General features: G+C 64.6%; 22 protein-coding genes. 4 read left to right on the top strand and 18 right to left on the bottom strand.

What is annotated here, in order from left to right; all coding sequences use genetic code 11:
- Positions 1-2 precede the first annotated feature (2 nt).
- The 13 genes from rplP to rpsL form a co-directional block, all read right to left on the bottom strand.
- Positions 3-419: a 50S ribosomal protein L16 gene (rplP, locus tag ACSBQT_RS15910; RefSeq protein WP_025777924.1), complete on the bottom strand. Its 417-nt coding sequence runs from the start codon at positions 417-419 to the stop codon at positions 3-5.
- Positions 420-422: 3 nt separating this feature from the next.
- Entirely contained in the window at positions 423-1,238 is an 816-nt protein-coding gene (gene rpsC / locus ACSBQT_RS15905) for a 30S ribosomal protein S3 (RefSeq protein WP_139468552.1), read from the bottom strand.
- Entirely contained in the window at positions 1,238-1,624 is a 387-nt protein-coding gene (rplV, locus tag ACSBQT_RS15900) for a 50S ribosomal protein L22 (protein WP_025777926.1), read from the bottom strand. Before rplV ends, rpsC begins: the two co-directional genes overlap by 1 nt.
- A gap of 42 nt (positions 1,625-1,666) precedes the next feature.
- The gene (gene rpsS / locus ACSBQT_RS15895) at positions 1,667-1,948 is read right to left on the bottom strand and encodes a 30S ribosomal protein S19 (RefSeq protein WP_025777927.1); all 282 of its coding nucleotides are present in this window, start codon (positions 1,946-1,948) and stop codon (positions 1,667-1,669) included.
- A 15-nt stretch (positions 1,949-1,963) separates the two neighbouring features.
- A complete protein-coding gene (gene rplB, locus ACSBQT_RS15890; protein ID WP_025777928.1) occupies positions 1,964-2,800 on the bottom strand; it encodes a 50S ribosomal protein L2 in 837 nt (278 codons plus the stop codon).
- Between the two features lie 30 nt (positions 2,801-2,830).
- On the bottom strand, positions 2,831-3,130 hold the full coding sequence (gene rplW, locus ACSBQT_RS15885) for a 50S ribosomal protein L23 (protein WP_025777929.1): 300 nt from the start codon (positions 3,128-3,130) through the stop codon (positions 2,831-2,833).
- Positions 3,127-3,780, bottom strand: coding sequence for a 50S ribosomal protein L4 (rplD, locus tag ACSBQT_RS15880; protein WP_264801027.1), 654 nt, complete (start codon positions 3,778-3,780; stop codon positions 3,127-3,129). Before rplD ends, rplW begins: the two co-directional genes overlap by 4 nt.
- Positions 3,781-3,785: 5 nt before the next feature.
- On the bottom strand, positions 3,786-4,460 hold the full coding sequence (rplC, locus tag ACSBQT_RS15875; protein ID WP_101546942.1) for a 50S ribosomal protein L3: 675 nt from the start codon (positions 4,458-4,460) through the stop codon (positions 3,786-3,788).
- Between the two features lie 11 nt (positions 4,461-4,471).
- Positions 4,472-4,780 carry a 30S ribosomal protein S10 gene (rpsJ, locus tag ACSBQT_RS15870; protein WP_009379191.1) on the bottom strand — a complete coding sequence of 103 codons (309 nt, stop codon included), beginning with the start codon at positions 4,778-4,780 and terminating at the stop codon, positions 4,472-4,474.
- A 510-nt stretch (positions 4,781-5,290) separates the two neighbouring features.
- Complete coding sequence (gene tuf / locus ACSBQT_RS15865; RefSeq protein ID WP_410710531.1) at positions 5,291-6,484, bottom strand: elongation factor Tu; 1,194 nt, start codon at positions 6,482-6,484, stop codon at positions 5,291-5,293.
- Between the two features lie 116 nt (positions 6,485-6,600).
- Positions 6,601-8,706: an elongation factor G gene (fusA, locus tag ACSBQT_RS15860; RefSeq protein ID WP_410710532.1), complete on the bottom strand. Its 2,106-nt coding sequence runs from the start codon at positions 8,704-8,706 to the stop codon at positions 6,601-6,603.
- A gap of 99 nt (positions 8,707-8,805) precedes the next feature.
- Entirely contained in the window at positions 8,806-9,276 is a 471-nt protein-coding gene (gene rpsG / locus ACSBQT_RS15855; protein ID WP_039206341.1) for a 30S ribosomal protein S7, read from the bottom strand.
- Complete coding sequence (gene rpsL / locus ACSBQT_RS15850; protein ID WP_025777935.1) at positions 9,276-9,650, bottom strand: 30S ribosomal protein S12; 375 nt, start codon at positions 9,648-9,650, stop codon at positions 9,276-9,278. The genes rpsG and rpsL overlap by 1 nt, the downstream gene beginning before the upstream one ends.
- Before the next feature lie 556 nt (positions 9,651-10,206).
- Between rpsL and ACSBQT_RS15845 the strand changes: the two genes are divergently transcribed.
- Complete coding sequence (locus ACSBQT_RS15845) at positions 10,207-10,683, top strand: Fur family transcriptional regulator (RefSeq protein WP_410710533.1); 477 nt, start codon at positions 10,207-10,209, stop codon at positions 10,681-10,683.
- Positions 10,684-10,803: 120 nt separating this feature from the next.
- A complete protein-coding gene (katG, locus tag ACSBQT_RS15840; RefSeq protein ID WP_410710534.1) occupies positions 10,804-13,011 on the top strand; it encodes a catalase/peroxidase HPI in 2,208 nt (735 codons plus the stop codon).
- A 106-nt stretch (positions 13,012-13,117) separates the two neighbouring features.
- Here the strand turns inward: katG and ACSBQT_RS15835 are convergent, their stop codons facing one another.
- The 5 genes from ACSBQT_RS15835 to ACSBQT_RS15815 all read right to left on the bottom strand — a co-directional run bounded on the left by ACSBQT_RS15835 (position 13,118) and on the right by ACSBQT_RS15815 (position 19,583).
- Complete coding sequence (locus ACSBQT_RS15835) at positions 13,118-13,801, bottom strand: hypothetical protein (protein ID WP_410710535.1); 684 nt, start codon at positions 13,799-13,801, stop codon at positions 13,118-13,120.
- Positions 13,802-13,892: 91 nt separating this feature from the next.
- Positions 13,893-15,404, bottom strand: coding sequence for a sensor histidine kinase (locus tag ACSBQT_RS15830; protein WP_410710536.1), 1,512 nt, complete (start codon positions 15,402-15,404; stop codon positions 13,893-13,895).
- A complete protein-coding gene (locus ACSBQT_RS15825; protein WP_410710537.1) occupies positions 15,401-16,117 on the bottom strand; it encodes a response regulator transcription factor in 717 nt (238 codons plus the stop codon). The genes ACSBQT_RS15830 and ACSBQT_RS15825 overlap by 4 nt, the downstream gene beginning before the upstream one ends.
- A 15-nt stretch (positions 16,118-16,132) precedes the next feature.
- Complete coding sequence (locus ACSBQT_RS15820) at positions 16,133-18,325, bottom strand: ArnT family glycosyltransferase (protein WP_410710538.1); 2,193 nt, start codon at positions 18,323-18,325, stop codon at positions 16,133-16,135.
- Positions 18,318-19,583, bottom strand: a complete 1,266-nt coding sequence (locus ACSBQT_RS15815; RefSeq protein WP_410710539.1) for a glycosyltransferase — start codon at positions 19,581-19,583, stop codon at positions 18,318-18,320. Before ACSBQT_RS15815 ends, ACSBQT_RS15820 begins: the two co-directional genes overlap by 8 nt.
- A gap of 147 nt (positions 19,584-19,730) precedes the next feature.
- Between ACSBQT_RS15815 and ACSBQT_RS15810 the strand changes: the two genes are divergently transcribed.
- Both ACSBQT_RS15810 and ACSBQT_RS15805 read left to right on the top strand, forming a co-directional pair.
- Positions 19,731-20,417, top strand: a complete 687-nt coding sequence (locus ACSBQT_RS15810; RefSeq protein ID WP_410710540.1) for a DUF1707 SHOCT-like domain-containing protein — start codon at positions 19,731-19,733, stop codon at positions 20,415-20,417.
- Complete coding sequence (locus ACSBQT_RS15805; protein ID WP_410710541.1) at positions 20,414-21,439, top strand: ATP-dependent 6-phosphofructokinase; 1,026 nt, start codon at positions 20,414-20,416, stop codon at positions 21,437-21,439. Before ACSBQT_RS15810 ends, ACSBQT_RS15805 begins: the two co-directional genes overlap by 4 nt.
- The last annotated feature ends 87 nt before the right edge of the window (positions 21,440-21,526 follow it).

The following is a 21,526-nucleotide window of genomic DNA, read 5'->3' as shown; positions in this document are numbered from 1 at the left end:
TCTCACTCACCACCTTCGCGGGCCACGATACGGGCCTTCAGCGGAAGCTTATGGATCGCCAGGCGCAGAGCCTCGCGAGCAACTTCCTCGGACACACCGCCGAGTTCGAACATGACTCGACCGGGTTTGACATTGGCGATCCACCACTCCGGCGAACCCTTACCGGAACCCATGCGGGTTTCGGCAGGCTTCTTCGTCAGCGGGTGATCAGGGTAGATGTTGATCCACACCTTGCCGCCGCGCTTGATGTAGCGGGTCATGGCAATACGTGCGGCCTCGATCTGACGGTTGGTGACGTAAGCCGGCTCGAGAGCCTGGATGCCGTAGTCACCGAAGGACACCGTCGTGCCTCCCTTGGCGGCGCCGCCCCGGTTGGGATGGTGCTGCTTGCGGAATTTCACTCGACGAGGGATCAGCATTTCTCAGCCCTCCGATCCGGCCTCAGCCGCGGGGGCTTCGGCGCTGTTCTCAGTATTACGGGCCTGGTCGCCACGGCGCGGTGCGCCTTCCTGACCACGTCCGCGGCCTCCACGACCGCGCCCACGGCCACGCGGGCCACGAGCAGCAGGAGCCTTGGCCTGCTCGGCGGCAAGCTCCTTGTCGGTCATGTCGCCCTTGTAGATCCACACCTTGACGCCGATGCGTCCGAAAGTGGTGTGGGCTTCGTGAACGCCGAAGTCGATGTTCGCGCGCAGGGTGTGCAGCGGCACACGACCTTCGCGGTAGAACTCGGACCGGCTCATCTCAGCACCGCCGAGGCGGCCGGAGCACTGCACGCGGATGCCCTTGGCACCTGCGCGCTGGGCGCTCTGGATCGCCTTGCGCATCGCGCGGCGGAAGGCCACGCGGCTGGCGAGCTGCTCGGCAACACCCTGGGCGACGAGCTGAGCGTCGACCTCGGGGTTCTTCACCTCAAGGATGTTGAGCTGAATCTGCTTGCCGGTGAGCTTTTCGAGCTGACCGCGGATGCGGTCTGCTTCGGCTCCGCGACGGCCGATGACGATGCCCGGGCGTGCGGTGTGGATGTCGACGCGGACACGGTCACGCGTGCGCTCGATGTTGACCTTCGAGATGCCGGCCCGTTCGAGGCCGGTGTTCATCATCTGGCGGATCTTGACATCTTCGAGCACGTAGTCGCGGTAGCGCTGCCCCGGCTTGGTCGAGTCAGCGAACCACTTCGACTTGTGATCCGTGGTGATTCCGAGTCGGAATCCATTCGGATTGATCTTCTGGCCCATTAACGGTTCCCCTTCCGGCTCTTGCGCTGAGGCAGGTCGTCACCGCTGGCCAGGACCACTGTCACGTGGCTGGTGCGCTTCTCGATGCGAAAAGCGCGACCCTGGGCACGCGGACGGAACCGCTTCATGGTCGGCCCCTCGTCCACGAAGGCTTCGGAGATGACCAGTTCGTTCTCGTCGAACGCAACGCCTTCCTCGTCGGCCCGGACACGCGCATTGGCGATGCCGGAGGCCACGAGCTTGTAAATCGGATCTGATGCCGACTGTTCTGCAAACTTCAACACTGCAAGTGCTTCGGTCGCCTGCTGACCACGAATGAGGTCGATGACGCGCCGAGCCTTGCGAGGCGTAACGCGCAGGTACCGCGCCTTAGCCTTGGCTTCCATCGCTTCCTTCTCTCTTCTCTAGGATCGAAAGAGTGCCCCGCGTCAGCGGCGGCGACCCTTGCGATCGTCCTTTTCGTGGCCACGGAACGTCCGTGTCGGTGCGAACTCGCCGAGCTTGTGTCCGACCATCGACTCAGTGATGAAGACGGGGACATGCTTGCGTCCGTCATGTACTGCGATGGTGTGTCCCAGGAAGTCCGGGATGATCATCGAGCGACGAGACCATGTTTTGATGACATTTTTGGTGTTCTTCTCGTTCTGACGAGCCACCTTCTGGAAGAGGTGTTCGTCGACGAAAGGACCCTTTTTGAGGCTACGAGGCATAAGTCAGTACTCCAATCAGCGCTTCTTGCCGGTCCGGCGACGGCGCACGATGTACTTGTCGCTCTCTTTGTTCGGCCGGCGTGTGCGGCCCTCCAACTGACCCCACGGGCTGACTGGGTGACGACCACCCGAAGTACGGCCCTCGCCACCACCATGCGGGTGGTCGATCGGGTTCATCACGACACCGCGGACGGTCGGGCGCTTGCCCTTCCAACGCATGCGGCCTGCTTTGCCCCAGCTGATGTTCGACTGCTCGGCATTGCCGACCTCGCCGATCGTCGCACGGCAGCGCGCATCGACGTTGCGGATTTCGCCCGAAGGCATCCGCAGCTGTGCGAAACGGCCGTACTTCGCCACGAGCTGCACGGACGAACCGGCAGAACGAGCGATCTTGGCACCGCCACCGGGACGCATTTCAACTGCGTGCACCACGGTGCCGACTGGGATGTTGCGCAGGGCAAGGTTGTTGCCCGGCTTGATGTCTGCACCCGGACCGGCTTCCACCTGAGCGCCCTGCTTGAGGTTCTGCGGGGCGATGATGTAGCGCTTCTCTCCGTCTGCATAGTGCAGCAGAGCGATGCGAGCCGTACGATTCGGGTCATATTCGATGTGCGCGACCTTCGCCGGAACGCCATCTTTGTCATGGCGGCGGAAGTCGATGACACGGTACTGACGCTTGTGACCGCCGCCCTGATGGCGGGTGGTCACGCGTCCCTGGCTGTTGCGGCCGCCGCGCTTGGGCAGCGGGCGCAGAAGCGACTTCTCCGGTGTAGACCGGGTCACTTCGACGAAGTCGGCGACCGACGAGCCACGGCGGCCCGGGGTCGTCGGCTTGTGCTTACGGATTCCCATGAGTCTTGTCCTTCTTTGACGAAGGATCGCTTAGAGCGATCCACCGAAGATGTCGATCGATCCGTCCTTGAGGGCGACAATGGCACGCTTGGTGTCCTTGCGCTTTCCCCAACCGGTGCGGGTGCGGCGGCGCTTGCCCTGACGGTTCAGGGTGTTGACCTTGGCGACCTGCACATCGAAGATCGTTTCAATGGCTTGCTTGATCTCGGTTTTGTTCGAGTCCTGGTCGACGAGGAAGGTGTACTTGCCTTCGTCCATCAGGCTGTAGGTCTTCTCCGAGACGACCGGTGCGACGATGATGTCGCGCGGGTCCTTGAAGTTCAGACTCATGATGCGTCCTCCGATTTGCGGTTTCCGCTCAGGAACGCGGCCAGAGCTGCCTCGGTGAACACGATGTCATCGGCGAGCAGCACATCATAGGTGTTGAGCTGATCGGCGGTGAGCACGTGGACGTGGGGCAGGTTGCGCACGCTCAGGTAGTTGAGCTCGTCGTCACGATCGAGCACCACGAGGGTGTTCTTGCGTTCGGACAGACCGGCCAGTGCGGCCTTCGCCTGCTTGGTTGACGGGGCGTCGCCAGTGACCAGGTTCTTCATCACGAAGACCTGATCGAGGCGTGCACGATCCGACAGGGCTCCGCGCAGAGCGGCGGCCTTCATCTTCTTGGGGGTCCGCTGTGAGTAGTCGCGCGGGACCGGTCCGTGCACGATTCCACCGCCGTTGTACTGAGGAGCGCGGATCGAACCCTGACGGGCGTTGCCGGTTCCCTTCTGACGGTAGGGCTTGCGACCGCCGCCGCGAACTTCGGAGCGGGTCTTCGTCTTGTGCGTACCCTGACGGGCCGCAGCCAGCTGTGCAACGACGACCTGGTGGATCAGGGGCACATTGGTCGGCACGCCGAAGACCTCGGCGGGCAGATCAACGGAGCCGGCCTTGGCACCAGCGGCATCGATGACGTCGACTGTCTTGACATCAGTCATGACGTTCAGGCCTCCTTCGCGGCCGAGCGAACGAGGACGACTCCACCCTTGGGGCCGGGAACGGCGCCCTTGATGAGCAGGAAGTTGTTCTCGTTGTCCACGGCGTGGATCGTGAGGTTCTGGGTGGTGTGCTTGACAGCGCCCATACGGCCGGCCATGCGCATACCCTTGAACACGCGACCAGGTGTCGCGGCTCCGCCGATCGAACCTGGCTTGCGGTGGTTGCGGTGCTGACCGTGGGAGGCACCGACACCGGAGAAGCCGTGACGCTTCATGACACCGGCGGTTCCCTTGCCCTTGGTCTTCGCGGTCACATCGACCTTGAGTCCGGCTTCGAACGTGTCGACGCCGAGTTCCTGGCCGAGTGCGTAGTCAGCAGCATCAGCAGTGCGCAGCTCGACGAGGTGACGGCGTGGGGTCACGCCGGCCTTCTCGAAGTGGCCTGCAGTCGGCTTGTTGACCTTACGAGGATCGATCTCGCCGAACGCGATCTGCACAGCGGGGTAACCATCGGTTTCCTCGTTGCGGACCTGAGTTACGACGTTGTTTCCGGTGGCCACGACGGTCACCGGCACGAGGTTGTTCTGCTCATCCCAGACCTGGGTCATGCCCAGCTTGGTTCCCAGAAGGCCCTTGACCTTGCGGGTGGTCGGGAGAGCGGATGAACGAGTGTTCGCCATTGCTGCCTCCCTTAGAGCTTGATCTCGATGTTGACGTCGTCAGCGAGGTCGAGACGCATCAGCGAGTCGACTGCCTTCGGCGTCGGGTCGACGATGTCGATCAGACGCTTGTGCGTGCGCATCTCGAAATGCTCACGGCTGTCCTTGTATTTGTGCGGCGAACGGATGACGCAGTAAACGTTCTTCTCCGTTGGCAACGGCACGGGGCCCACAACAGTCGCACCTGCGCGAGTGACGGTGTCCACGATCTTGCGTGCAGCACTGTCAATCACAGCGTGGTCGTACGACTTGAGCCGAATGCGGATCTTCTGTCCCGCCATGGCGTCGTCTCTTTCTTTAGTTGCTTCCGGCCATCAACTCGCAGAGCGTCTGTGACTCGCTGCCGTCTGTGCCGGCTGACCATGACCGACCCCCGAGGTCGGGCGTGTCGGCTAATCCTGGCGGAGAAATTCTCACTTCTCCCCCAAGCGCCGACGGCGCTTCTACTCACTGGCTGCTCGGTCCGAACCCGCATGGTGCAGATTCATCGATCCGATAGTGTTTCGGGCTGTTCGCGGTATCACTACCGCAGTGCAGGGGTCAACGCCCAAAACGCAACCTCACTATCTTGGCATAGAGCACTTCATCCGCGCAATTCCGGGAACGGTTCCTGTGAGGGAACTCTCAAGGACGGAGCGAATCCGATTCGTGCCGGTCGTCCATCAGCCGCCTTTCGATGACTCCCCCGTCTGCAGCATCTGGCCGGTTGCCGGCGGGTGCGGCCCGAACATGCGGAAGGGCCGCAGTTCCGAAGAACTGCGGCCCTAGCCGGTGGTACTCAGTGAGTCAGATCAGGCGTTGATCTTGGTGACTCGACCGGCGCCGACGGTGCGTCCACCCTCGCGGATAGCGAAGCGGAGGCCGTCCTCCATAGCGATCGGCTGGATGAGCTCGACCGACATGTCGGTGTTGTCGCCGGGCATGACCATCTCGGTGCCCTCAGGCAGCGTGATGACGCCGGTGACGTCCGTGGTCCGGAAGTAGAACTGCGGACGGTAGTTCGAGTAGAACGGGTTGTGACGTCCGCCCTCGTCCTTGCTCAGGATGTAGACCTGAGCTTCGAACTTGGTGTGCGGGGTGATCGAACCCGGCTTCACGATGACCTGACCGCGCTCCACGTCTTCGCGCTTGGTGCCACGCAGAAGCAGACCGACGTTCTCACCTGCACGGGCATCCGGCAGGGTCTTGCGGAACATCTCGATAGCGGTGACGGTCGTCTTGGACGACTTCTCCTTGATGCCGACGATTTCGATTTCGTCGTTCGGCAGGAGGACGCCGCGCTCGACACGACCGGTGACGACGGTTCCACGACCGGTGATCGTGAAGACGTCCTCAACGGGCATGAGGAACGGCTTGTCGACATCGCGCTCCGGCTCGGGAACGTTCTCGTCGACGGCTGCCATGAGTTCCTGGACGCTCTTGACCCACTTCTCGTCGCCTTCCAGCGCCTTGAGAGCGGAGACGGCAACGACAGGAGCGTTGTCTCCGTCGAATTCCTGGCTGGAGAGCAGATCGCGAACCTCGAATTCGACGAGCTCGAGGAGCTCTTCGTCATCGACCATGTCGGACTTGTTCAGAGCCACGACGATGTAGGGAACGCCGACCTGACGCGCGAGCAGCACGTGCTCACGAGTCTGGGGCATCGGGCCGTCGGTGGCGGCAACGACGAGGATCGCACCGTCCATCTGAGCGGCACCGGTGATCATGTTCTTCACGTAGTCGGCGTGACCCGGGGCATCGACGTGAGCGTAGTGACGCTTCTCCGTCTGGTACTCAACGTGCGAGACGTTGATGGTGATGCCGCGCTCCTTCTCCTCAGGTGCGTTGTCGACCTGGTCGAAGGCGCGAGCCTCGTTGAGATCCGGGTACTGATCCGCCAGGACCTTGGTGATCGCAGCGGTCAGGGTGGTCTTTCCGTGGTCAACGTGGCCGATGGTGCCGATGTTGACGTGCGGCTTAGTCCGTTCGAAACTAGCCTTTGCCACTGGGTTCCTCCTCGTGGTTGTCAAAAGATATGCGGTTCATATCTTAGACCTTTTGTTGGTTATCTTTCATTCCGGCGACCATGTTCTTGATCACCGGGGCGACCGGAATTCGGAGATTACTCTCCGCCGCGCACCTTCTGGATGATCTCCTCGGCAACAGCCTTCGGGACCTCCGCATAGCTGGAGAACGTCATCGAGTACACCGCACGGCCCTGGGTCTTCGACCGCAGATCACCGATGTAACCGAACATCTCCGAGAGCGGGACCACAGCCTTGACGACCTTCACACCGGAAGCATCGTCCATCGACTGAATCTGTCCACGCCGGGAATTCAGGTCGCCGATGACGTCACCCATGTATTCCTCAGGGGTACGCACCTCGACGTCCATGACCGGTTCGAGAAGAACCGGGTTCGCCCGCTGGACGGCCTCCTTGAAGACCATCGAACCGGCGATCTTGAATGCCATCTCCGAAGAATCGACATCGTGGTAGGCGCCGTCGACCAGAGTGGCCTTGACACCCACCATGGGGTAACCGGCGAGGGCACCGAACTGCATGGCGTCCTGGATGCCGGCGTCGACGCTCGGAATGTACTCGCGCGGAACGCGTCCGCCCGTGATCGCATTCTCGAACTCGTAAATCGTATCGCCTTCGACCTCGAGGGGCTCGAAGGTGACCTGGACCTTCGCGAACTGTCCCGATCCACCCGTCTGCTTCTTGTGGGTGTAATCGTACTTCTCGACAGTGCGACGGATGGTCTCACGGTAGGCGACCTGCGGCTTGCCGACGTTCGCCTCGACCTTGAACTCGCGACGCATGCGGTCGACGAGGATGTCGAGGTGCAGCTCGCCCATTCCGCGGATGACGGTCTGTCCGGTCTCGTCGTCAAGCTCGACCTGGTAGGTCGGATCTTCCTTGACGAACTTCTGGATGGCCGAGGACAACTTCTCCTGGTCGCCCTTGGTCTTCGGCTCGATGGCCACGGAGATCACAGGCTCCGGGAAGGTCATCGATTCGAGAGCGATCGGGTTCGCCGGGTCGCTGAGGGTGTCGCCCGTCGTGGTCTCCTTGAGACCGATGAAGGCGTAGATGTGGCCGGCGAATGCCTCTTCGACAGGGTTCTCCTTGTTGGAGTGCATCTGGAAGAGCTTGCCGACGCGCTCCTTCTTGCCCGACGAGGTGTTGAGCACCTGCTCACCGGACTTGACGTGACCGGAGTACACGCGCACATAGGTCAGCGAGCCGAAGAACGGGTGGGATGCGACCTTGAAGGCCAGAGCCGAGAACGGCTCGTCCGTCGAAGGCTTGCGGGTCAGCTCCTCTTCGTCGTTGCTCGGGTTGTGTCCGATCATCGGAGGCACGTCGAGCGGCGAGGGGAGGTACTCGATGACCGCGTCGAGCATGGGCTGCACGCCCTTGTTCTTGTACGCGGAACCGCACATGACCGGGAAGGCCTCGGACTTGATGACGAGTTCGCGGATGCCGGCCTTGACGTCAGCGGTCGTGAGCTCTTCGCCCTCGAGGTACTTCTCCATGAGCTCTTCCGAGCTCTCGGCGACGTCCTCGACGAGCTGCGCACGGTACTGAACAGCCTTGTCCTTGAGATCCTCGGGGATCTCGACCTCGGTCATGTCCTGACCCATCTTGGTCTCATCGGGCCAGATGTAGGCCTTCATCTCAAGCAGGTCGACGACACCGGCGAAGTCGCTTTCGGCTCCGATCGGCAGCTGGATGACCAGCGGCTTCGCGCCGAGGCGCTCCTTGATGGTGTCGACGGTGAAGTAGAAGTCAGCACCGAGCTTGTCCATCTTGTTGACGAAGCAGACGCGCGGAACATCGTACTTGTCGGCCTGACGCCACACGGTCTCGGACTGGGGCTCAACGCCCTCCTTGCCGTCGAACACAGCGACGGCGCCGTCGAGGACGCGCAGCGAACGCTCGACCTCGACCGTGAAGTCAACGTGACCGGGGGTGTCGATGATGTTGATCTGGTTGTTGTCCCAGTAGCAGGTCGTCGCGGCCGACGTGATCGTGATGCCGCGTTCCTTCTCCTGGTCCATCCAGTCCATGGTGCCGGCGCCGTCGTGGGTCTCACCCATCTTGTAGTTCACGCCGGTGTAGAAGAGGATGCGTTCGGTCGTAGTTGTCTTACCGGCATCGATGTGGGCCATGATGCCGATATTACGGACCTTGTTCAGGTCGCTGAGCACGTCAAGTGCCACGGTGTCTCTCTCTCAATCGATGATTTGCTCGACTCCCCCGTACAGCTGGCCGACGGAACTCGCGGACGAGGTCCGCCGACCGGCGCACAGGGCAGGCGATTACCAGCGGTAGTGGGCGAAGGCCTTGTTGGACTCGGCCATCTTGTGAGTGTCCTCGCGGCGCTTGACTGCTGCGCCGAGGCCGTTGCCGGCGTCCAGGATCTCATTCATGAGTCGTTCGGTCATGGTCTTCTCACGGCGCTGGCGGGAGTATCCCACGAGCCACCGCAGAGCCAGGGTGGTCGAACGAGCCGGACGAACATCGATCGGCACCTGGTAGGTCGCACCGCCGACACGGCGGGAGCGGACCTCGAGGGACGGACGGATGTTGTCGAGAGCCTTCTTCAGGTTGACAACGGGGTCGTTGCCGTTCTTCTCGCGGGTGCCTTCGAGGGCACCGTAGACGATCCGCTCTGCGGTCGAGCGCTTGCCGTCGAGCAGGATCTTGTTGATCAGCTGCGTGACGAGCGGTGAGCTGAAGACCGGGTCAACGACGATCGGTCGCTTGGGTGCAGGACCTTTACGTGGCATTACTTCTTCTCCCTCTTCGCACCGTACTTGCTGCGGGCCTGCTGGCGACCCTTGACACCCTGGGTGTCGAGCGAACCGCGGACGATCCGGTAGCGAACACCGGGCAGATCCTTGACGCGGCCACCGCGCACGAGCACGATCGAGTGCTCCTGCAGGTTGTGTCCCTCGCCCGGGATGTATGCGGTCACTTCGATCTGGCTCGAAAGCTTGACACGAGCGACCTTGCGAAGAGCCGAGTTCGGCTTCTTGGGGGTAGTGGTGTACACACGGGTGCACACTCCACGACGCTGCGGGCTGCCCTTGAGGGCAGGAGCGTCCGATCCTGCTGTATTGACATGCCGTCCCTTGCGGACGAGCTGTTGGATAGTCGGCACTAAGCGTTCTCCATTTGCTTCTCGATAGACCTAATTCCCAATGTCGGCCACGACCGCAGTCGTCTCTGTGAACCGTGGGACATATCCGACCGGACACCGGGTGAAGCTTGGCTCCCGATGCCAGTAACCACGCGAGTCATCGACCCCTGCGCCCGGGTGTGTCGCAAGGACACGGAAGCGCAGCGACGACTTCTCGGCGGCCTGCAGCGACGACTTCTCTCAGGGATTCCGGGCCTCACAGAACACCCGGCAGGATCGATCGACGACGCAGATAACACAATCAGTCGCCTACCAGAATATCTCTCTCGAGCACGTCTGGTCAAAATGGCGATCATCCATCTTACCCCGCCCTGCCGCGGAAATCACGCAGCGCATCGCTCGCCCTGACGATCACGCCTCTCACCTCGGACGACGCCGAACAACCACATCGCCCTCAACTGCAGGCGAACCGCACCACCCGGACACCGGCACTCACAGCGCGACCCACCGGCCGCCTCGGCGAGGACCTGCCGTCACTTTCCTTGACTCGTTCAAGAGAAGCAGGCATTCTGGTGCTGTGAACGGGACGAAGCATGAACACGACGAAGACGCTGCCGCGGCTCTGCGGCAGACGTCGCTGCGTGTGACGAAACAGCGGGTCGCAGTCCTCGACGCCGTGCAGGATCACCCGCATGCGGACACCGAGACCGTGATCCGCTCGGTCCGGGAATCGCTGCCGGCGGTCTCCCACCAGGCTGTCTATGACTCGCTCCACACTCTCACCGAGGTAGGGCTCCTCCGCTGCATCAAGCCTTCGGGCTCTGTGGCTCGGTACGAACGCCGCATCGGGGACAATCACCATCATCTGGTGTGCCGGTCATGCAGTCTCATCGTCGATGTCGACTGCACGATCGGTCAGGCTCCGTGCCTGACGCCGTCCCACGATGCCGGCTTCGTCATCGATCAGGCCGAAGTGACATTCTGGGGCCTGTGCCCTGGCTGCGCGGCCGCCGGTGCCCAGCGCACCGGCGACGATCAGTTCTCGGCCGTGTGACCCCCGCTTCCGTTCATCACCACCCGTCCTCTTCCGAGGACACGACTATGCCCTTTCTGCGAGGGTTGCCCATCCCGTCATCCGAGTCGTCGAACGCGACTCGACTGTGAAAGGAACACGATGACCCAGACGACCACCGGCGGCTGCCCGGTCGCCCACACTTCCACGGATCCGGCTGCGGCGCCGGATTCGGACCAGCTGGTCAACCCCGTCCAGGGCGATGCCAACGCTCAGTGGTGGCCCAACCGCCTCAACCTCAAGATCCTCGCCAAGGGCCAGCCCGCCCGCGACCCGATGGATCCGGACTTCGACTACGAGGCCGAATTCAACAGCCTCGACTACTTCGCCCTCAAGCAGGACATCGCCGACCTGCAGAAGGACAGCAAGGACTGGTGGCCCGCCGACTTCGGTCACTACGGACCGTTCATGATCCGCATGGCCTGGCACTCGGCCGGCACCTACCGCGTCCAGGACGGCCGCGGAGGCGGCGGCGAAGGCCAGCAGCGCTTCGCTCCGCTCAACTCGTGGCCCGACAACGTCGGACTCGACAAGGCTCGCCGCCTGCTCTGGCCGATCAAGAAGAAGTACGGCAAGAAGATCTCGTGGGCCGATCTGTTCATCCTCGCCGGCAACGTGGCGCTCGAGTCGATGGGCTTCAAGACCTTCGGCTTCGCCGGCGGCCGCCAGGACGTCTGGGAACCCGACAACGACGTGTACTGGGGCTCGGAGACCGAGTGGCTGGGCACCGACAAGCGATACGCGGGCAACCGCGAGCTGCAGAAGCCGCTCGCCGCGACCACGATGGGCCTCATCTACGTCAATCCTGAGGGCCCGGAGGGTGAGCCCGACCCGGCGAAGGCCGCGATCGACATCCGTGAGACCTTCGGTCGGATGGCGATGAACGACGAGGAGACCGTCGCCCTCATCGCCGGCGGGCACACCTTCGGCAAGACCCACGGCGCAGCGCCCGAGTCCCACAAGTCCGCCGATCCCGAGGCCGCTCCCATCGAGGAGCAGGGCCTGGGCTGGAAGAGCGACTTCGGCACGGGACACGGCAACGACACCGTCGGCAGCGGACTCGAGGTCACCTGGACCTACCACCCGACACGGTGGGACAACGAGTTCTTCCACATCCTCTTCGCCTATGAGTGGGAGGTGTTCGAGAACGAGGGCGGCCACGTGCAGTGGCGTCCGAAGGACAACGGCGGCGACGACATGGTGCCGATGGCCCAGGGCGACCAGCGTCGCGAGCCGCGCATGCTCACGACCGACCTGTCGCTGCGCGTCGACCCGGTCTACGAGAAGATCTCGCGTCGCTTCAAGGACGATCAGGGCGCCTTCGAGGACGCCTTCGCCCGCGCATGGTTCAAGCTCACGCACCGTGACATGGGCCCGCGCGATCGCTATCTCGGCCCCGAGGTCCCCGACGAGGATCTCATCTGGCAGGATCCGGTTCCGGCCGGCACCCAGCTCGACGAGAGCCAGCTGGAGGCGGTCAAGGCCGCTGTCCGCGATTCGGGTCTGAGCGTGTCCCAGCTGGTGTCGACCACCTGGGCGGCCGCCTCGTCGCACCGTGTCTCCGACATGCGCGGCGGAGTCAACGGCGGTCGTCTCCGCCTCGAACCCCAGCGCAGCTGGGCCGTCAACGAACCGGCCAAGCTCGCCTCGGTCATCGAGGTGCTCGAGGGCATCGCCGAGAGCACCGGCGCCTCCTTCGCCGATGTGGTCGCGATCGCCGGCGCCGTCGGCGTCGAGACGGCGGCGAAGAGCGCCGGTCACGACATCACCGTTCCGGTCTCGACCGGACGCGGCGACGCCTCCCAGGAGCAGACCGACGTCGATTCGTTCTCCTACCTCGAGCCGACTCACGACGGATTCCGCAACTACCTCATCGACGACCTGCCGATGAAGGCGGAGTACCTGCTCCTCGACCAGGCCAGCCTGCTCGGACTCACCACCACCGAGCTCACCGTCCTCATCGCCGGCCTGCGGGTGCTCGGTGCCAATTACGAGGATTCCGATCTCGGCGTCCTCACCGACCGTCCGGGTGAGCTGACGAACGACTTCTTCGTCAACCTGCTCGAACTCGGAAACACGTGGAAGCCGGTCGGCGAGTCCGACACGGCCACCGTCTTCGAGTGCTTCTCCGCCGACGGCGAGAAGCTGTGGACCGGCAGCCGGATCGACCTGCTCTTCGGAGCCAACTCCGAGCTGCGCGCCATCGCCGAGGTCTACGCCTCCGATGATGCGAAGGAGAAGTTCGTCTCCGACTTCGTCAAGGCGTGGACGAAGCTCGTCGAAGCCGACCGCTTCGACCTCAAGCGCTGAGGTCCGCCCGCGGCGAGCTCAGTGGTCTGAGAGGTCCCCTGAACTCACGGCACGAAGCCCCCACCGATTGCGGTGGGGGCTTCGTCGTATCCGGGAGTCCTGTTCGTCACTCGTCCCGGCCGAGGACGGCGAATCCGGTGAACATCTCATCGAAGTGCGTGACTGCCGCGTTCTCGATCGTCGTATCGTTCGTATCCGCCGAGGTTATGTCGGCGTTCGAATCCGATCCGTCGGCATCCGTATCGGATCCCGAGCCGGCAGACGAACCGTTCTGTGTGCTCCCGTCGGAGCCGGTTCCGCTCGAATTCGTCCCGTCCGAGGCGGGTCCGTCCGAGCTGGATCCGTCGGAGCTGGATCCGTCGGAGGCACCGCCGGAATCGGCGCTGCCGCTCTGACTTCCCGCCATGCCGTCGGACTGCCCACCGGGCATTCCTCCGTCCTTCGGCTGACCGCTCGGCGCGCCTCCGCCGCCTTGCTGGCCGCCCATTCCGCCGGGTCCGTTCTGGCCTCCTGGACCCTGGCTCGTCTCCGAATCGTTCGACGCTGTTGCCGCCGACACCCCGATCGCTCCCCCGGCGAGACCGCCGACGACGAACAGGGCCGAACCGGCGAGCACCGCTGGGACGAGCGGGACTCTCCGCTTCTGCTTCCGCGGTCCTGCGGTGCTGCCGAACTGTGTACTCTGCGCAGACTGTTCGTAGGGGTTCACCCACGGCCGCGGTCCGGCCGAACTCTCCGCGCCGTCGTGGTCCCGGATGCCGTCGCGGTCGGTGTTGTGGTTCTCGGTCATGGAATCTCCTCTGGTTGTCAGTGATTCCACTTTCGGTCCGTGCGCTGTAGCCCTTCCCAGCCGCGCCTGTGACCAGCCTGTGCGATTCGACTCAGGCAGCGGGCAGGCGCAGTTCGAAGGTCGTTCCTGCTTCCGTGCTCGACATCGAAATGCTGCCGTGCATGAGATCGACGAGACCGGCGGCGATCGCCAGCCCCAGCCCCGAGGAACCTCCCTTGGCTCCGTCCTGCCGTGCCCGCGAGGGGTCCCCACGCACGAAGCGGTCGAAGACCCGGTCCCGAATCTCGTGTGGGATGCCCTGACCGTCGTCGCTGATGCGGATCGACACGACGTCGCTCGGCAGCTGCCCCGACACCGGTTTCCGCAACGCCTGCGCCTCAACGTGCACGGTGGTGCCCGGGGACGTATGCACGCAGGCGTTCGTGAGTACGATCGACACGACCCGACGGACCTGGTCAGCCGCTCCGCGCACCTCGAGGGCCTCCGGTGGCACGTCGAGGGAGATCCTGTGGTCGGGATTGACCACATGGGCATCCTCGACGAGCTCGACGAGCAGCGATGACACATCGACCGTGTCCTCGCTCGTCGGCTGACGACCGGCCTCGAGTCGGGCGAGGAGAAGGAGATCGTCGACGAGGGAGGACATCCGCATCGCTCCTGAATCGATCTTGCCCAAGGAGGTGGCCACCTCGGCGGGCAGAGCATCACGGTACGGGCGGGTGAGGTCGGCCCAGCCGCGGATCGTCGCGATCGGCGTGCGCAGCTCGTGGGAGGCATCGGCGACGAAGCGGCGCATCTGCTCCGTGCCCCGGTAGCGCTCGTCGAGGGCGGTCCCGACATGGTCGAGCATCCGATTGACCGCAGCCCCGACATCGCCGACCTCTGTCCCGGGAATCGCGAGTTCGGACGGTACGCGCAGCGCGAGCTCAGGCTTTCCGGCACTGAGCTCGAGGTCCGTGACCTCACGCGCGGTGCGGGCGACGTCCCTGAGATCACGCAGCTGGCGATGGATGATCACGGCCATGAGACCGGCGGTGATCAGGACGCCGATGAGAACGACGACCGAGGTCGTCCATGCGGTGCGATCCAACGCGGCATCGACGCTGCCCTGCGGAACCCCGTAGACGGTCCTCGTTCCGTTTTCCTCGAAGGCCACGACTCGATAGACGCCGAACCCGGGCACACGCACGGATTCGTGGCTGGCCTCGCTGGTCCCGGGCTCGACCGACAGCAGAGCCTCGATCGCGTCCGTCGACAGGGACCGGGGTCGGTTCAGCCCCGCCTCGGCGATGAGCCCCTCTCCCCCACCGCCGGAGTCGACGACGGCGAGCGCGCCGTCACCGACTCCCGGCTGGAAGAGGAAACGCAGAGCCGAGTCGACCGCCGACGTCGATTCGGTGCCGGGTCCCGCACCCGGACCCGACCCTGGTCCCCCGCTGCGCGCATGCGAGGTCATCGACGTCAGCTGCTCGTCGAGGTCGGACATCAGAGAGGTGCGCACACTCAGCCACGAGGCTGTGCCGATTCCGGCACCGACGAGCAGAAGCACGAGGCCGGCGAGGACGATGAGCCTCGTCTGCAGCCGCCACCGCCGCAGTCTCACTGCTCCGCCCGCAGAATGTAGCCTGCCCCGCGCTTCGTGTGGAAGAGGTTCGGCAAGTCCGGGAACGGCGCGTCGATCTTCTTCCGCAGGTAGGACACGTAGAGTTCGACGATGTTGCCGTTGCCGCCGAAGTCGTAGTCCCAGACTCGGTCGAGGATCTGCGCCTTCGACAGGACCGCCCGAGGATTGCGCATGAACAGAAGCAGCACCTCGAATTCACGGGCGGTGAGCTCGATCGGCCGGCCGTCACGGGTGACTTCATGCGAACGCTCGTCGAGTTCGAGGTCGCCGACTCGCAGCACATCCTCGTCGTCGGCCGGTCCCGCCGGGACGCTGCGCCGCAGCCGAGCTTCGATCCGTGCGATGACCTCGTCGAGGTTGAACGGCTTCGTCACATAGTCGTCCCCGCCGAGGCGGAGGCCGGTGAGGCGGTCATCGACCTCATCCCTTGCGGAGAGGAAGACCACCGGGGTGTCGATGCCCTCTCCCCTGACCTTCTCGATGACGGCGAAACCGTCGAGGTCGGGCAGCATGACGTCGAGGACGATCGCGTCGAAGTGCTCGCTGCGGGCCAGCGCCACCGCCTCACGACCCGTGCCGACCCCCTCGGCTTCCCACCCGCGAACCCTGCAGGCCATGACGAGGAGCTCAGCGAGATTAGCTTCGTCGTCGACGATGAGGATTCGTGCCGGCGGGTTCTCTGTCGGAGTCATGGATCGATTATCCCCTCAATCTGCGCTGAGATCGTAGAGCGAAACGGAGTCGACGGTCGTCGCCTCATAGTTCGACTCGACCCAGGCCGCGATCTGAGACGAGGCGGAGTCCGAGTCCCCTCCGCCGGGGCCCTGACCACCACCGGAACCCGATCCGATGTAGTAGTGGATCTTGCCGTCGGACACGAGCTGTTTGAACTCGGCGAGGGTGGGCGATGGATCGGTGCCGTTGAACCCGCCGATCGCCATCACGGGCTCTTCGAGCGCGAGTTGGTATCCCGCCGCCTGATTCGCCCCCGTCGTCGCAGCCACCCACGTGTAGTCCGCGGCATCCTCTTCGAGCAGCTGCGTGAGTTCGTCGGAGGGTTCGGATCCGTTGAGCAGACCGCCCATCCCGCCTCCTCCGCCGGGCATCCCCCCGGTACTGCCCTTGCCGGCTTCGGAATTGCGTGTCCCACCGGGCGTGCCACCGGTCGTGCCATCCGTGCCGCCGGCGCCTCCGCCGGGTCTGACGCCGCCGCCGGGCATTCCGCCACCGCCGGGTCCACCGCCCATGCCCGAGCTCGTGCCGGCGATCGTGACGATCGATCCCTGCGTCGTCCCGGCGATCGTGCGCACGGCCAGCTGAGCCGGAATCGCAGCGCTGCCGAGGATGGCCAGCGCGACGAGCACCGAGGCGAGCGCCGTGCCGATCCGCCGGTGCGCGGTGACGATGAGGACCAGAGCGCCGAGGATCGAGACGATGAGCACGCACCAGCGCAGGACGCCCGGGACCCCGGTCATCTGCGAGCTGATGATGAACTGCCACGCTCCGGTCAGGGCCCAAGCCACCGCCAGCAGCAGACGTGGGAGGAATCCGTCACGGGCGAGCAGCACCGCGACGCCGAGGCCGATGACGGCGGCGATCGCGGGAATGAGCGCAACCGTGTAGTACTCGTGGACGATCCCGTTCATATTCGACAGCACGAGCCACGTGACGATCAGCCATGCACCCCACATCAGCAGTCCCGCGCCGAGGCTGCCCCCGCCGATTGCGCCGGACGCGCGCACCGCGAGGCCGGCGTCCTTCTCACTGTCAGTGACGGTGTCCGGGATGGTGTCCGTCGAACGTGTTCCGGTCGGAACGGTTCCGTCCGTGACGGTGGGGACACGGCGACGGCGGGCCGCCTCGGCGAGGATGAGGAGAACGATCGTCACGATCAGGAGGAACAGTGCGGTGGGCAGGAACCACGACACCTGCTGGCCGAAGCTGCCGGTGTACAGGCGGGTGACGCCCGTCTCGCCCCATCCGCCGCCCTGGCCGCCGCCTCCTCCGCCGACGGACCCGGTCTCGTTGCCGGTCAGCCGTCCGAAGCCGTTGTAGCCGAAGGTGAGCTCGAGGAAGGAGTTCGACTGCGAGCCGCCGACGTAGGGTCGGGAGCCTGCAGGGGTGAGCTCGACGAGGGCGATCCACCAGCCGGCGCTGACGATCATCGACCCGAGCGGGACGAGCAGCCACAGCAGACGGCGTGGCCAGGAGGTGCGGGCGAAGAGCACCCAGGACACAGCGAGGCCTGGGACGATGAGGAGGACCTGGAACTGTTTGGTCAGGAACCCCAGGCCGAGGCAGACTCCGGCGAGAATGAGCCAGCCGGCGATGCGGCGGGACGGGCGTCGCCGGTGGGCCTCGGTGAGCGTGCGCAGGGCGTGCTGGGTCGCGACGACCGCACCGATCATCAGGGTCACGAGCAGCGCGTCCGGGTTGTTGAACCGGAACATCAGCGCCACGACCGGGGAGACGGCGAAGATCACGCCGGCCCCCAGAGCGGCGGCCTTCTCAAGCCCTGGTCCGACATGGGATCGCAGGCTCAGCCGCACCGAATGGACGATGAGGAGCACACTCACCCCGGCCAGGAGGACCTGGGACAGGAGCATCGAGAACGAAGAGAAGCCGAAGACCCGGGCGCTCAGGGCCATCAGCCACAGGGAGGCCGGGGGTTTGTCGACGGTGATCGCGTTCGCCGAGTCGAGGGAGCCGAAGAGGAACGCCTCCCAGTTCTCCGATCCGGCCTGCACAGCCGCCGCATAGAAGGAGTTCGCCCAGCCGTTGGCCGTGAGGTTGGCGAGGAACGCCGCGATCGTGCCGAGTGTGAGCACGGTGAGTGTGATCGGGTACCAGTGCCGTCGCAGTCCGCGGGTGCGGGCATATCGGGTGGGGGTTTCAGACATGGTCGATGTCCTTGTCGTTCGGGAGCGCCGTTCCGGCTGCAGTAGTCGTGGTGGCGGGGTGAACGCTCTGGTGGGAACCGCGGGCGAAGACCCATGTGCGCATGAGCACGAACCGGACCACAGTGGCGGCGAGGTTCGCCGCCGTCAGCACGGCGAGCGTGCCGACAGTTGCCCAGGGTCCGGTGAATCCATCTGCGACGGCCAGACCTGCCGAGGTGAAGGCCAGGCACAGGCCGAAGGCCGCCAGACCCTTCAATTGGGAGGTCAGTCGGCGGTGCGGGGATCTCACCCCGAAGGTGTGGCCCCGGTTGAGGGCGGTGTTCGCGATCGTCGAAAGGAGCAGCGCAATGATGTTCGCCGTGGGTTCCGAGACGAATTGGATGCCGAGGAGGAACAGCACGGCGTAGAGCACGGTGCTGATGATCCCCACGTCGATGAAGTGGAGGATCTGCGCCCCGGTGTTCGGTGCCGGGACTTCGTGACTGGTCCGGATGCGTCCGCCCGTGCGCAGCCGGACGATGCCCTTGATGTCCTTCCACGCCGTGCTGACCACGTCGACGGAGGAGTCGGGGTCATCCGTCCAGTCCGTGCCGAACTCGTGGATGCGGTACCCGGCCCACTCGGCGAGAGCGAGCAGCTCCGTGTCGAAGAACCACTCGCTGTCCTCGACCTGCGGGAGCAGGTCTCTCGCCGCACCCTGCGACAGCGCTTTGAAACCGCATTGAGCGTCGCTGAACCTGACACCGAGGCTGAGCTTGAGCAGTCGGTTGTAGCAGCGGGAGATGATCTCGCGCTTGATGCCCCGCTCGACCGCAAGACCGGGCTGCAGACGGGACGCGATGGCCACATCGGCCAGTCCCGAGCGGATCACCTCGACCATCGGCTCGAGGACTCGGATGTCGGTGGCGAGATCGACATCCGTATAGGCGACGATATCCGCCGTCGAGGACTGCCACACCCGGGACAGTGCGCGCCCGCGGCCTTTCTGCTCGAGCCGCACGTATTCGACGTTCGGGTGTTCGGCCGCCAGCGCTGCGGCGATTCTCGGGGTCGAATCGGTGCTCGCATTGTCGGCGATGATGATCGTGACCTCGATTCCGCGACCGGTATCGGCGGCGAGGAGAGTCTCGATCGAGACGGCCAGCGAAGCCTCCTCGTTGTAGACCGGGACGACGAGGTCGACGGTCGTGGGCGTTCGCAGGGACGGGGCTGCTGGGTGCGCTTCGGGATGGTTCCCGGCGCTGCTCTCGTATCTCATGGGGACCACATTCGCGTCCCCGCTTAGGCCCACCATCGGTCGCAGCTGTGGCCCGGCTGTGGACGGGCCGACACGGCACAGCGCCCTGTCCGACCGCCTCGTCGGAAGGCCCGGTCCGTGCGGGTGATTCCCGCTACACTGGTGGCCATGGCCGAAGATGACTCCCCTGCCCCGAAGCGCCGGATCCGTGCCTCCGACAAGGACCGCGACGAGGTCCTCTCCGTGATCACGGAGGCGGTGACGAACGGACGCCTCGACCCCGAGGAGACCGCGCAGCGGCAGGATGATGCCATCTCTGCGAAGTTCCTCGACGACCTCATGCCGCTGATCGACGATCTGCCGGAGGGCCACCGCCTCCACCAGAGACTCGCCCGCCAGACCGGTCACGATCAGGAATCGGGCCCGGGGTCGGCTCTGCAGCGACGGGCACCGACCGAGCTCAGCCCGGCCGTCGATCCGGGTTCCGCCCCGCCTACGAACTCGGTGGCCATTATGTCCGGTCGAGAGATCGACGTGGCGCCGGGCACCGGACAGGTCACCACCTATGCGCTCATGGGCGGGGACAATATCGATCTGTGCGCCGTCATGGGACCGGGTGTGACCGTCGAACTGGTGTCCTACTCGATGTGGGGCGGCAACGACATCTACGTCCCGCCGGGTGTGCGCATCCGCGACGAGACGATCAACATCATGGCGGGCAATGAGGTCCGTCAGTCCGCGCGAGGCGACGGATCGAACGGCACCGTCGTCCTCAAGGGCTTCTCACTCATGGCCGGACACGATGTCCATCTGGCCAAAGGCTACCGAGCAAAGGATCAGGGTCAACTGGAATGAAGATCGGCGTACTCACATCGGGCGGAGACTGCCCAGGCCTCAACGCTGTCATCCGCGGCATCGTCCGCAAGGGAATCCGCACCCACAATGCCTCATTCGTCGGCATCCGCGACGGCTGGCGAGGTCTGTTCCACGACGACATGTTCGACATGACCATGCTCGATGTCCGAGGCCTCTCCGGTCGCGGCGGCACCATCCTCGGCACCTCACGCACCCATCCCTATGAGGACGGCGGTCCCGAGCGCATGCGCGAGGTCATGGCCGCACACGGCATCGATTCGCTCATCGCCATCGGCGGCGAAGGCACTCTCGCTGGGGCCTCGCGGCTGGTCAGCGAGGAGGGTCTGCACATCGTGGGCGTTCCCAAGACCATCGACAACGACCTCGGCAACACCGACTACACCTTCGGCTTCGACACCGCTCAGTCCATCTCCACGGAAGCGATCGACCGGCTGCGCACCACGGCCGAATCGCACCACCGCTGCATGGTCATCGAGGTCATGGGACGCAACGTCGGCTGGATCGCCCTGCACGCGGGCATGGCAGCAGGCGCCCATGCGATCCTCATGCCCGAGTTCCCCGTCGACTTCGACCAGATCGCCGAATGGGTGACCTCGGCCAAAGATCGCGGGCGTGCACCGATCGTCGTCGTCGCGGAGGGGTTCGTTCCCGAGGGGTTCGATTCCCAGGTCGCCGACCACGGTGTGGACAACAAGGGCCGCGTCCGCCTCGGCGGGATCGCGAACTACCTCGCTCCCAAGATCGAAGAGATCACCGGAATCGAATCCCGGGCCACGATCCTGGGACACCTGCAGCGAGGTGGCTCCCCCACCGCCTACGACCGCGTACTGTCCACGCGGCTGGGCATGGCGGCGGTCGACCTCGCCCAGCATGGCCACTGGGGGAAGATGGCCAGCCTCAAAGGCACGGACATCGTCTCCGTGGAGATGTCCTCGGCCGTGCACAGTCTCAAATCGGTGCCGCTGCATCGCTGGGAAGAGGCGCAGGTGCTCTTCGGCTGAGACCACGGCAGCTTCATCGAGAAACGGGTGGAGTGGCGAGGAAAAGGTGAGGGAACACACCCATGTCTCGACACCCCACCCGTTTCT

The sequence above is a fragment of the Brevibacterium sp. H602 genome, assembly GCF_051172395.1.
Classification (GTDB): domain Bacteria; phylum Actinomycetota; class Actinomycetes; order Actinomycetales; family Brevibacteriaceae; genus Brevibacterium.
The sequence above is the reverse complement of the archived record's forward strand: the minus strand, read 5'-3'. Positions and strand labels throughout refer to the sequence as shown.